This is a genomic window from Saccharothrix stipae (genome assembly GCF_054781895.1).
Genome location: NZ_BAAGTN010000027.1, coordinates 73915 through 86060, shown reverse-complemented (window position 1 = coordinate 86060; position 12146 = coordinate 73915). Strand labels below are relative to the sequence as shown.

Genomic DNA, 12146 nt, shown 5'->3' with positions numbered 1-12146 from the left:
ATGGAGGAGATCCTGGAGCTGACCGAGGCCGAACTCGACACGGTCGTCGGCGGCCGGGGCAGCGACCCCGGCACGTGCGCCACGAGCCCGGACGGCGTCTGCGCCTGCGGTACGACCGTGTAACCCGACCAACCCTGCGGTAACCCGACCAACCCTGTGCAGGTGGTCGCGGTGAACCGGTGGTGAGCGGGCCGGCTTGACCCTGGCCCGCTCACCACCGGCACGCACGCCACCGGTCCTGGCGGCGCCGCTCGCCGCGCCTGGTCAACCGATCCCGTTGGTCCACTCGACGACCGCCCGGTGGTAACCCGGCGCGTTGGGCGAGAAGTTGAGCGAGTGCCCGTAACCCGGGACGACGTAGGCGTGCAACCGGGCCTCGGGCGCGTAGAACCGCCCCTCCGACACCCGCAGCGCCTCGCTGGACGAGCAGTCCGCGCCGAGCGGTGGTCCGCAGAAGTTGCTGTCACCGCCGCCCATGACGACCATGACCGGCACGGTGATGCGTCGTGACAGCGGGATGATCTGGCTGATCAGCACGGTGCCCACGGTTTCCGTCGGCGTGACGACGTCCTTGGTGGCCTCGTCGAAGGCCAGTGCGCCCGGGTCCGCCGGACCGGGGGTGTGGAACGACGAGTACCGGGTCCCGGCGATCGTGGTCAGGTAGCCGGGGTCCAGGCCGCGCACCGTCAGCCGGGGATCGAGCGCGGCCGGGATCAGGGTGGCGAAGACGGGCACCGCACCCGGGAGGTTGATCCGGTGGCTGAGCCCGGTGATCACCACGCCGTCCACGTCGCGGTACGTGACCGCCTCGGTCGTGGCCACGGCCGAGCCGATCGAGTGCCCGACCAGCACGACCCGGTCGAACCGCGGCCGCAGCGACCGGACCACCGCGTGCACCGCCTTGGCCTGGGTGGCGAGGTCGAGCAGGACGCTCAACGGCTTGCCGCTGCGCCCGCTGCCGAGGCGGTCGACCGCGATCGTCGCGATACCGGCCCGATTCACGGCCTGCCGGTAGGACAGGGTCTCGGGCGTGTGGCCGATGTCCCAGTACGCGTTGTTGTACGTGCCACCGGGCACCAGCACCTGCACCGTGGTCGCACCCGCCGGCACGCACAACCGGCCGTACATCGAGTGCGTCGCCAAGGCGACGTGCACCGGTACCCGCACGTCCTTGCACGTGGCCTGCGCCGCACCGGCCGAGCCGGGTGCGAGACAGATACCGGCGGCGAGCAGCAGCACGGCGACGATCCGGCGCGAACGGGACCTACCCACGGACAACAGCCTCCAACTCAGTTTCGGGGAACCGCCGTCATCAGCATCGCGCTGGGATAGGCGGCGGAGGTGAACTTGACGCGCACGGGCTTGCCCGGCACGGGGACCAGCCGCCACCGCGCCGCGACGGTGGCGGCGGCGATGACGATCTCGGTGCGGGCGAACAGGTTCCCCACGCACTGGCGCGTGCCCGCGCCGAAGGGGACGTACGCGCCTTTCGGGATGTGCGCGGCGCGCTCGGGGGACCACCGGTCGGGGTCGAAGCGGTAAGGGTCCTCGAAGGACGCCGGGTCGTGGTGCAGGGCGTGCGGACTGAAGATCACCTCGGCGCCCGCGGGCAACACCACGCCGCCCAGCTCGACCGGTGCCAGCGTGCGCCGCATCAGGAACCACACCGGGTACATCCGCAGCACCTCGTTGACGACCCGCCCCAGGTGGACCAGGTCGCCGACGTCGGCGAAGGTGGGCGTGCGGCCGCCCAGCACCTCGTCCACCTCGGCGTGGACGCGCCGTTCGACCTCCGGGTGCCGGGCGAGTTCGTGGAACGTCCAGGCCAGCGCCAGAGCGGTGGTCTCGATCCCGCCCACGAGCAGCGTCATGACCTCGTCGTGGACCTGTTCGTCGGACATGCCCGCGCCGGTGTCCGGGTCCTGGGCCAGCAGCAGCACCGACAGCAGGTCGCCCCGGTCGACGCCGTCCTCCCGCCGGCCGCGCACGACCTCCAGCACGATGGCCCGCATGCGCGCGATGGCCTCGTCGAACGCGCGGTTGCCCGGCAGGGGCAGCTTCTCGACGAACGACGGCGACAGCGCGCGGATCATGCCCTGCTTGAGCACGGTGAACAGCGACCGGCGCACCTCGTCGACCGCGCGCTTGCCCAGCTCGGTGGAGAACAGCGCCTCGCCCACGATGGTGACGGCCAGCGCTTGCGCGTCCTCTTCGACCACGCGCACCTGTCCCGGGCGCCAGCCGGCGGTCCAGTCGGCCGCGGCACGCGCCATGGTCTCGACGTAATGGGCGATGCGGTCCCGGTGGAAGGCGGGCTGCACCATCCGCCGCTGACGTCGGTGGAACTCACCGCCCGAGGTGGCCAGGCCGTTGCCGAAGATCGGTCGGAACCTGTCGAACAACGCGCCCTTCCTGACTGACGATCCTTGCGTGACCAACAGTTCGTGGACTAATCGAGGATTCGTCACAAAATAGGTGCGCATCGTACCGAGGTCAATCCGGACGATATCGCCGTGATTCCGCAATAATGCGGTGAACCGGTGTCGGTGGCGCAGCATCGACACGGTGTGGCCAAGCAGGGGAAGGCGACCCGGTGCCACCGGGACGGGCATGTCCGCTCCTCGCCTAGTTGACTGGACGGCCAACAGTAGAAGCCGTTCGGGTGAGGTTGACAGTGCCTGATCGGGTGACTGCGTACACTCGGGTGGCGCAACGGTGACGTTGGCCGGCTGGTTAGGATGATGCTCTTTCCGAAAGGGGCGTTCGCAGTGGTGCAAACGGAGTGGATTCCCCGGGGCGTCGACGTTTCGGTGCCGAGCATGGCGCGCACCTACGATTTCCTGCTCGGCGGCGGCCACAATTTCGAGGTGGACCGCCAACTCGCCGCGCAGGTCGAGCGGATCATGCCCGACGCCCGTTCCGCGGCCCGCGTCAACAGGGCTTTCCTCGGTCGGGCCGTCCGGCACATGATCGGGCAGGGCATCACCCAGTTCCTCGACATCGGCTCCGGCATCCCCACCGTGGCCAACGTGCACGAGGTCGCCCAGGCCGTGGACCCCGAGTGCCGGGTCGTCTACGTCGACAAGGACCCGATCGCGGTGGCGCACAGCGAGTTGATGCTGGCGGACAACGACCGCGCGGCCGTCGTGCACGCCGACATGCGCGACCCCGAGGCGATCCTCGGCCACCCGCAGACCCGGCAGCTGCTCGACTTCGACCGGCCGGTCGGCCTGCTGGTGCTGATGATGCTGCACTGGGTCCCGGACGAGGCCGACCCGTGGCGGCTGATGGCGGCCTACCGCGACGCGCTCGCCCCCGGCAGCCACCTGGCGATCACCCACGTCACCGCCGACGAGCAGGACGAGCGCCTCACCGACGTGACGGACCTGATCAAGGACAGCCGCAGCGCCGACCAGCTCAACGAGCGCTCGCACGACCAGGTGCTGGCGCTGTTCGGCGACTTCGAGCTGGTCGAGCCGGGCCTGGTCGGCTGCGCGGCGTGGCGTCCCGCCGGACCGGGCGACATGTCCGACAACCCGGGGATGAACATGGTGATCTACGGCGGGGTCGCCCGCAAGCGATGACCACACCGTCGGTGCGCACGGATTGACGCACTCACGGCCGAGCCCGCGGCGAACCCGTCGGCCGGCCGCCGCGCGACTGAGCGAACGCAGGACCGAACCCGATGCCGCAGCCAGGCCACGCGCCGAAGCACCCACCGACGTCCCCGGACGGCGCACGCGCCCGGGACCTCCTCGCCCGCAAGTGGACCTACCTCCTGAGCGGCGCCGCGGCGACCCCGCTGACCGCGGAGGAGCTGGAACGGGACCTGCGCGCCCAACTCGACGCGCTGTGCTCGGTGCTGGCGTCCGACCCGTTCGACGCCGCCGCGGTCGAGCGGATCGGGGAGAACGTCGTCGCGACCGGCTACGTCGGCGAGGAGGGACTGCGCCGCACCGTCGACGTCCTGGGCAAGGGCCTGCCGGCGCTGCCCGAGTTCCAGCCGGTCGACGCGCACGCGGACCGGATAGCGCTCGGGATCGGCGCGCTCGCCACCGGTTTCCTCGCGGCGAACCGGCGGGCCGTGTTCGAGCAGCAGGAACGGATGCAGCTGTCGCTGCTCAAGGCCGTGCGCGACGCCAAGTGGCACCTTAACGAGAGCGAAGCCCGGTTCGCCGAGGTCGTCACGTCGTCCACGAACGGCGTCGTCATCGCGGACTTGGACGGCCGCGTCGTGCGGACCAACGAGGCGATCGGTGAGATCCTCGGGCGCACCACCGCGGAGCTGACCGGCACGAGCCTGTTCGACCTCGTGCACCCCGACACGGTGGGGATGCTGCGCGAGGCGATGCGAGCCGTGGTCGCCGGGGAGCAGCACCGCGTCCGGCAGGCGCAGCGACTGCTGCGCCCGGACGGCGACGTCGCACGGATCTCGCTGACCGCGTCCCTGGTGGGCGACGACGGCGGCGCGTCCAGCCACTTCGTCGTGGTCGTCGAGGACGGCACCGAGCTGATGCTGCTGCAGAACGAGCTGAACCGGCAGGCGCTGCACGACGTGCTCACCGGGCTGCCCAACCGCCAGTTCTTCGGCACCCACCTGGAGAGCGCGGTGCGCCGGGCCGACCCGGCGCACGGCGTGACGCTGCTGCACCTCGACCTCGACGCGTTCGGCACGGTGTGCGACAGCCTCGGCCGCCGTGCCGGTGAACGGCTGCTCGTGCACGTCGCGCAGCGGCTGAAGTCCGTGCTGGCCGAGGAGAAGGCGATGGTCGCCCGGTTCGACGGCGACGAGTTCGGCATCCTCGTGGAGAACTCGGCGACCACGCCGGACATCGCCACGATCGCGGCCGCGATCAACCGGGAGCTGGCCGAACCGCTGTACGTCGACGGCCACGGGCTGGCGCCGTCCGCGTCGATCGGCGTCGTGCGGGGCACGCGTGACGAGGCGCCCGACGAGCTGCTGCGCGCGGCCGACCAGGCCTTGCGGCGGGCCAAGACGCGGCGGCGCGGGCAGTGGGAGGTGTTCGACCCGGAACGGGACCTCGCGGACCGGTCGACGGGACGACTGGCCGTCGGGATGCCGGGTGCGTGGGAGCGGGGCGAGATCACCGCCCGCTACCGGCCCGTGGTGCGGCTGGCGGACAACGGCGTGACGGGCGTGGAAGCGGTGCTGCACTGGGCCCGGCCGGACGATCCGATCCCGCACGAGCAGTGCGTGCGGCTCGCCGAGCAGACGGGCCTCATCCTGCCGCTGGGCGAGTGGCTGCTCGGCACCGCCGGCGGCCAGGTCCAGTGGCGGCGGCAACGCACCGGCGACTCGTCCTCGTTGACCGTGGCCCTGACCGCGCACCAGGCGTGCGACGCCGACCTCGTGCCGCGGGTGGTGCGCGCCCTCGACCTGGCCCGGCTGCCCGCGGACCACCTGGTGGTGGCCATCCCGGCGGGAGTGGCGGGGTCACCGGAAGCGGCGGACAACGCCGCCGTCCTGACCGAGTTGGGCGTGCGAACGGCGCTTGCGGACTTCACCCTCGGCCCAGACCACTTCGCGGCCGCACGGGACCTCGGTGTGCAGGTGATCCGGATCGCCGAACATCTGGTCGACCTGCGAACCACCATGTCCGCCGACCACGTGAACGCCCTGACCGCGGCCCTGCGCGCCACCGCCGCGGTCACCACCGTCTCCGCCATCACCACCGCGGACCAAGCGGCCTGGTGGCGCGAAGCCGGTGCGGACCTGGCCACCGGCCCGTTCTTCGGACCGGACGAGCCCAACCTCCGATAACCGACCTGTGCGACCTCGGCCGCCGGCCCTGCGCTCCGACCTACGCGTGTGCCCGCATGACCTCGTACGCCTTGACGGCCGCGCGCACCACGTCGTCCCACCTGGGGTCGGCGAGGTAGACGGCGTCCGGCTGGTCGCCCAGGTCGTCGATCAGCGGACCGAACACCGCGCCCAACTCGTGCAGAGGTCCGACCTCGTGCGCGTGGAGCACGGCCCCCACGGCCGACGCCGGGTCCGGCAGCACCGCGGCGTCGTCGAACAGCGTGTGGACGCTGAGGTCGAGCTCGTCGTAGTACCCGGGGTGCGGCAGCTCGCCGCGGATCCACACCCGCTCCTGGTACTCGCGGTCGGCGAGCGACTCCACGGCCGACAACACCTGCGTCCGCACGCCCGGGTACCGGATCGTCATGGTTGGTCCACGTCCTCCAGGTAGGCCATTCGCCGACCATCCTCCCAGTGTGCTGACGTCTTCCGCGCCGCCGACCCCGACCCCGCCGAACGACGCGGCCGCAGGCTGGGGCACCCCGACCGACGACACGCGCGGCGAAGTGCGACCGGACCACGTGCCCACCGCCGACCGGAACTCCCTGCTGGGCGACGACCTGGCCGACCCCGAACACGCCGTCGTCACCTACGCGCCGCGCACCTCCACCAACGAACCCCACCTGATGGCCCGCGGTGCGTTCGCCGCGACCGTCGCCTCGCCACGGGTGCGGTCACCAAGCTCCCCCGCACCGCGTCGCCGGCCTACTTCCCGCCCGGCTGCGGCACCGACGGCACGGCGGTGCTGTCGCAGTTCTCCGACGAGACGACGTCGAAGAAGAACGAGACACGCCTGATCTCCGTTGACGGCGAGGGCGGTGTCACCTTCCTCGACCGCGCTCCCATCACCGGCGGCGCGGCCCTCTTCGCGCGGGCACTGGAGCGCGAACTCTCGTGATCGGCTCTCTCGACCGCGTGGTCGTGGTGATCGTCGTCGCGGCGACGCACCGGCCCGCGAGCCGACCGACGCCGAGCTGGGACGGCTGCGGACGTCCCGGGCATCCGGGTCGTCTCCGCGTTCGGCCCGGTGTCCCGGTGCTCCGCGTTCAGCGGATCTCCGGTCGACCTCTTGTCGACAACAGGACGCCGACGACGACCACGGCGGTCATCGGGCCCGCCCGCAACAACACCGCCAGGAGGTACGAACCTCCCGCCCAGGGCACCCGGACCTCGTCGAGGAGGATGTCGATCGCGAACGCGACGCCGGCGCCGAGCACCCAGCCGATGAGGACCCACGCGGCGGATCGGCCGGGGCCGATCACGGTGACGAGCACCGGGAAGACGACTTCGGCGAGGAACACCGCCACGACGAGGATCCACAACAGCACGCCGGAGGTCGGCACGGCCTCGACGATCGAGGGCGAGCCGACGGCGAACCACACCGCCGCCGCGACCCCGGCCACCGCGGCGGACCACTGACGTCGCCGGAAGCCGCCGCGGAGCACCCGTGTCGCGGCGAGCAGTGCCGCGATCGTCACCGGACCGCACAGCGCGAGTGCCGCGACGGGGTGCACGCCGTGGGCGAGGTGGCCGATCCCGATCGAGACCCACAGCGGCAGGCTGCCCGCGAGGACGCTGCCCCAGACGGCCTGTCGCCGCGCGCCGAGCAGGCGGTGTCTGATCGCCACCTGGACGATCGCGGGCACCCCGAGTCGGGCGAAGTCCCGGACCGTGACCGTGTCGAGGAGACCCCCGACGGCGAGCACGATCGCGAGGAACGCCTCGAGGACCGGAACCAGGACGCAGAGAAGCCCGCACAAGACCAGCCACGGATCGCGCCGGGGTGGGGACACCGCATCGGCGGACCGGTGGAAGTGGATGCCGCCGGTCACGCGACCGGCTTGCACCAGGTCCCCGCCCACCGGACCGTTGACCTCGTTGCGGGTCGACGACGCGGGCTCGTCCTGCTCCGGTCCTCGTTCGTCCATGGCCACCGTCCGCGACTCGCAGGGGGCCACCAAGGTAGGGCTGTGGCCGGACGGACGGTCGGGGTTCGGCGGTCGGGTCATCCGGTCGGACGATCAGCGCCGAACGTCGTGCAGGTTGCTCAGCAGGGGTTGCCCGGCACGTTGCGGTTCCCGCACGGCAGTTTCGCCGCGAGCTGTCTCCTGGCCAAGGAGACGTGCTCGTCGGCGAGCGCCGAGCGGGTCGCGTGCAACGACGCCAGGAGTTGCAGCCGGTCCGCGTCGGTGCTGCCCGGCTCGGCGGTGAAGACCAGCATGATCGGGCCGGGACTGCCCGGTAGCGGGTAGGTGTCCCAGTCCAGGACGATGTCGCCGACCTCGGGAACCCGGAAGGTCTTGGTGCCGCTGACCGACTCGCGCACGTCGTGCCGGGCCCACAGCCGCCGGAACTCGGCGCTGCGGATGCTCAGCTCACCGACGATCGCGGTGGCGCGGGGATGGGTGGGGTCGGTGGCGACGGCGGCACGCATCATGCCGATGTAGTCCAGGGCCTGCCGCTCCCAGTCCGGGCAGCTCCGCTCGCCGGTCAGCGTGTCGTCGAACATCAGCAGGAGCATGTTGAGCCGGTCGGACGGGTAAGCGGCCGGGTCGCCGAGCAGCGCCTCCGCCATCGGGTTCCAGTCGAGCAGGTCGAGGTGCCGGCCGAGTACGACCGCCGGGGTGTCCATCACCCGCAGCAGGCGCCGTGTGCTGTCCGGCACCCGTTCCGGATCGTGGTCGGCCCGGGCGGGCACCGGCCGGCGGGCGGCGCGGGCCAGGGCGAACAGGTGCCGGCGTTCCTCGTCGTCGAGGCCGAGCGCGCCGGCGATCGCGTCCAGGACGTCGTCGGACGGGCGTACCTCCCGACCCTGCTCCATCCGCTGGTAGTAGTCGGTGCTCAGCCCGGCCAGCAGGGCCAGCTCCTCGCGTCGCAGCCCGGTGACCTTGCGCCGGCCGCCCGGCTCCAGGCCGACGTCGTGCGGACGCAGCCGGCCGCGCCGGGCGCGCAGGAAGTCTCCGAGCTCACGGGCGTACGGATGAGGGCTGCTCACGCCGCAAGTGTGCCTGGGCCCCGACCGCCGAAGGTAGGTCCCGCAGACCCGGGCAACCGGGAACCAGCGAGCCGTCCCGGATCGCTCCTAGCGTCGTCGGTCCAGCGCACCGACACCTCCGGGAGCAGCAGATGACCGAATGGACCGCCGACCGCATCCCCGACCAGCGCGGCCGGGTCGCCGTCGTGACCGGCGCGAACTCGGGCCTCGGCCTGGTCACCGCCACCGAGTTGGCCCGCCACGGCGCCCACGTCGTGCTGGCCGTCCGCGACACCGCCGCCGGCGAGGAGGCCGCCCGCCGGATCGGGGGCGACGTCGAGGTGCGCGAGCTGGACCTGGCGTCCCTCGCCTCCGTGCGGGTCTTCGCGGCGAAGCTGGCCGCCGACCACCCGGCGATCGACCTGCTGGTCAACAACGCCGGCGTGGTGCTGCTCGGCCCGCGCCGCACCTCCGCCGACGGCTTCGAGCTGCAGCTCGGCACCAACATGCTGGGCCACTTCGCGCTGACCGGCCTGCTGCTCGACAACCTGGCCGCGGCGCCGCAAGCCCGGGTGGTCAGCCTCAGTTCGATCACCCACAAGACCGCGCACCTGGACTTCGACGACCTGATGTTCGAGCGTGCCTACCGGGCCACCGCCGCGTACGGCCGGTCCAAGCTCGCCACCACCGTCTTCGGCGTGGAGCTGGATCGTCGCCTGCGCGCCGCCGGATCCCCGATCGTCAGCGCGCTGGCCCACCCCGGCATCACCCGCACCAACCTGACCCCGCGTGCCTGGGAACACCGCGGCCGGTTCGGGCGGATGATCGCCTGGCTCGGTCTGCTGGCCACCCAGCCGGTGGAGCAGGGCGCGCTGCCGCAGTTGTCGGCCGCGACCGGACCCGGGGTGCGGGGCGGCCAGTTCTTCGGCCCGTCCGGGCTCTGGGAGACGCGGGGCCGGGTCACCGAGGCCCGGCTCAGCCGGGAGGCCGCCGACCCGGCCGTCGGCAACCGACTCTGGGCGGCGGCCGAGGAACTGACCGGCGTCGGCTACCTCTGAGTCGAACCGTGGTGGAGTTCCGACACGCCGCAGGCCCACCCCTCACTCCGGTGGGGATGGGCCTGCGGGCTTGGGCGGTGGGCTTGCGTCAGCTGGTCAGCGCTGCAGCGTCAGCAGGCCCGGTCGGTAGGGCAGCAGGCCGTAGTCGCCGCCGGAGTTGGGGCTGCGACCTTGGTAGAGCAGCTGCAGGTTGCAGGGGTCGATGGTCTTGGTCTGGTCGGGGTTGCTGCGGATCAGGTCGCCGTGGCTGATGTCGTTGGTCCAGGTGGCACCGCTGTTGGCCTTGCCCGCGAACGGGTTGCTCTCGGTGGCGGCCTGCGGCGTCCAGGAACCGCCCAGGCTGCTGGACGTGAACGACCGGAAGTAGCGCCCGTTCGCCCCCATCGCCTCGACGAGCATGAGGTACTGGTTCTGACCCTGGACCTTGTAGACCTCGACACCCTCGAACAGGTTGGCCTGCGTGTCGCTCATGATGGTGGTGTAGGACGAGCCGAAGCTGCTCGGGAAGTTGCCGAGCGGCATGACCTGGCGGTAGATCTTGCCGTTGTCGCCGGCGAAGAACAGGTACATGTTCGAACCGTCACCGATCAGCGTCTGGTCGATGGGGCCCGTGCCCGAGCCGGTGATGCTGGCCGTGGAGAGCACCTGCTGCGCCGACCACCCGTTCGGGTTGGTGGGGTCGGACGACGTCCGGTAGCTGAACGCGGTCCCGCCCCACTGGTAGGCGAGCACCCAGATGTTCCTCGGGGCGAAGTAGAACAACGTGGACGCGACGGCGCCGGAACTCATCCCGTTCTGACCGGCCGAGGCCATGTCGGACCAGTTGGTGAACGGGGTGAAGTTCATCGAGCCCCAGCTCGTGCCCGTGTCGTGCGTCGTGGCGTAGACCAGGTGCTTGCCGTTGTGCATGACGTGGGTGAAGTCCTTGAGCGAGACCCAGCCCTGCTTCGGGGTCGCCAACGCGCCCGTCGACGTCCAGCGGTACCTCGACGGGAGGGTGCACCCGCCGGGCGTCGTGGTCGTGGTCGTGGTGGTCGTCGTGGTGGACGTGGATGTCGTGGTCGTCGTGGTGCTGGTCGGTGTGGTCGTCGTCGTGTCACCGGTGCAGGCCACGCCGTTCAGGGCGAAGCTCGTCGGACTCGGGTTGCTGCCCGTCCACGACCCGTTGAAGCCGAACGACGCCGTGCCGCCGGTGGGCACCGATCCGTTGTAGCTCACGTTCTTCGCGGTCACCGCGGAACCGTTCTGCGTCAACGACGTGCTCCACGACTGCGTCACCGCCTGCCCGGCGCCGAACGACCACGTCAACGTCCACCCGTTCAGCGGGTCACCCAGGTTGGTGATCGAGACGTTGGCGCTGAACCCGCCCTGCCACTGCGACGCCACGGTGTAGTTCACCGAACAGCCCGCGGCCGCGGCACTGGCGGGTGTCGTCGCCAGCAAGGCCGCCGCGACCAGCACTGAGGCGCTCGCCGACGCGGTGACGGCGGCGGCGACACCGGCCAGACGACGCCGGTGCGGGCGGGGGAGGGCTGTGGGCGGTTGATGGCCTGTTCTGGCCATGGGCGTGCTCCTCTTCGTTGAGGTGTCGGGGGAACGCGGTAGGGGCCTGCGCGTCCAGGCACCGCCCGCTGCGAGTTGCTGGTGTTGCGCCGGAGTGCCGGTGGACGACCCGTTGCCGGTCATTCGTGCCGTCACCCGTGTTCGGGGTGCGGCCGTCGTGCGGAACCGGCGGTTCAGTCGGGGGGAGCGGGGAACGCGAGGTCGCGTGGACGTCGTCGCATGGTTGTCCCGTCGTCGTCGACGTGAGTCGCATCGGCTCGGGACCGCAAGGGTCACCTTGAAACTTTCGCCTCTGCGCCCTGAACTTTCGGCCAATATAGCTGTGCGCGTACCGGTTGACAACGGGTCGTGAGCGTTCGGTTGTGTGCGCTCACCCTGACCTTCTTGGCGGCACTTTCTCCCGATCAAGCGCTTAGGTGCAGGTAGAGACCATATGTGTACGCGCCACTCCACCGCCCGGCCACGGTAGGCCGATCGCGGAGTGTTAGCGCTAACTCATCGCACCCGGCCGGGTCGAGCGGGGAGCATCCCGAAAACCCGTTGACCGGCGGTCGGCGGGATGAACATCATGGCCGACATGCAGCAGTGACCAGTGACGACCGGGGAGTCCGACGGCGGGTCCGAGCAACTCCCCGCCGCCCTCCGCCGTGCCGCTCGAAGCCCGCACCGCGTGATCGGTGCCGGCCGCACACCACTGGTCCCGAGGCGATGCGCCGCACCACGCCTC

Annotated in this window: 11 protein-coding genes; 5 read left to right on the top strand and 6 right to left on the bottom strand. The window is 71.3% G+C overall.

Annotated elements, in window-relative coordinates:
- The gene (locus ACYVLT_RS37845; protein WP_461124970.1) at window positions 1–123 is read left to right on the top strand and encodes a hypothetical protein; all 123 of its coding nucleotides are present in this window, start codon (window positions 1–3) and stop codon (window positions 121–123) included.
- Window positions 124–264: 141 nt separating this feature from the next.
- Here ACYVLT_RS37845 and ACYVLT_RS37840 read toward each other — a convergent pair whose 3' ends face one another.
- Both ACYVLT_RS37840 and ACYVLT_RS37835 read right to left on the bottom strand, forming a co-directional pair.
- A complete protein-coding gene (locus tag ACYVLT_RS37840; RefSeq protein WP_461124969.1) occupies window positions 265–1272 on the bottom strand; it encodes an alpha/beta hydrolase in 1008 nt (335 codons plus the stop codon).
- A gap of 17 nt (window positions 1273–1289) precedes the next feature.
- Window positions 1290–2612 carry a cytochrome P450 gene (locus tag ACYVLT_RS37835; RefSeq protein ID WP_461124968.1) on the bottom strand — a complete coding sequence of 441 codons (1323 nt, stop codon included), beginning with the start codon at window positions 2610–2612 and terminating at the stop codon, window positions 1290–1292.
- A 129-nt stretch (window positions 2613–2741) separates the two neighbouring features.
- Between ACYVLT_RS37835 and ACYVLT_RS37830 the strand changes: the two genes are divergently transcribed.
- Both ACYVLT_RS37830 and ACYVLT_RS37825 read left to right on the top strand, forming a co-directional pair.
- Window positions 2742–3584, top strand: a complete 843-nt coding sequence (locus ACYVLT_RS37830) for an SAM-dependent methyltransferase (RefSeq protein ID WP_461124967.1) — start codon at window positions 2742–2744, stop codon at window positions 3582–3584.
- A gap of 101 nt (window positions 3585–3685) precedes the next feature.
- Entirely contained in the window at window positions 3686–5782 is a 2097-nt protein-coding gene (locus tag ACYVLT_RS37825; RefSeq protein ID WP_461124966.1) for a putative bifunctional diguanylate cyclase/phosphodiesterase, read from the top strand.
- A 40-nt stretch (window positions 5783–5822) separates the two neighbouring features.
- On the opposite strand, the gene ACYVLT_RS37820 is transcribed toward ACYVLT_RS37825, so the two are convergent.
- Window positions 5823–6191, bottom strand: a complete 369-nt coding sequence (locus ACYVLT_RS37820) for an SCO4402 family protein (RefSeq protein WP_461124965.1) — start codon at window positions 6189–6191, stop codon at window positions 5823–5825.
- 375 nt (window positions 6192–6566) lie between these two features.
- On the opposite strand from ACYVLT_RS37820, the gene ACYVLT_RS37815 reads away from it, so the two are divergent.
- Window positions 6567–6722: a hypothetical protein gene (locus tag ACYVLT_RS37815; protein ID WP_461124964.1), complete on the top strand. Its 156-nt coding sequence runs from the start codon at window positions 6567–6569 to the stop codon at window positions 6720–6722.
- Window positions 6723–6870: 148 nt separating this feature from the next.
- Here the strand turns inward: ACYVLT_RS37815 and ACYVLT_RS37810 are convergent, their stop codons facing one another.
- Window positions 6871–7752 carry a hypothetical protein gene (locus tag ACYVLT_RS37810; RefSeq protein WP_461124963.1) on the bottom strand — a complete coding sequence of 294 codons (882 nt, stop codon included), beginning with the start codon at window positions 7750–7752 and terminating at the stop codon, window positions 6871–6873.
- A gap of 119 nt (window positions 7753–7871) precedes the next feature.
- Window positions 7872–8819: a helix-turn-helix transcriptional regulator gene (locus ACYVLT_RS37805; RefSeq protein WP_461124962.1), complete on the bottom strand. Its 948-nt coding sequence runs from the start codon at window positions 8817–8819 to the stop codon at window positions 7872–7874.
- Window positions 8820–8950: 131 nt separating this feature from the next.
- On the opposite strand from ACYVLT_RS37805, the gene ACYVLT_RS37800 reads away from it, so the two are divergent.
- Window positions 8951–9856, top strand: coding sequence for an oxidoreductase (locus ACYVLT_RS37800; protein WP_461124961.1), 906 nt, complete (start codon window positions 8951–8953; stop codon window positions 9854–9856).
- Window positions 9857–9952: 96 nt separating this feature from the next.
- Here ACYVLT_RS37800 and ACYVLT_RS37795 read toward each other — a convergent pair whose 3' ends face one another.
- Window positions 9953–11419, bottom strand: coding sequence for a non-reducing end alpha-L-arabinofuranosidase family hydrolase (locus ACYVLT_RS37795; RefSeq protein ID WP_461124960.1), 1467 nt, complete (start codon window positions 11417–11419; stop codon window positions 9953–9955).
- Between the last annotated feature and the right edge of the window lie 727 nt (window positions 11420–12146).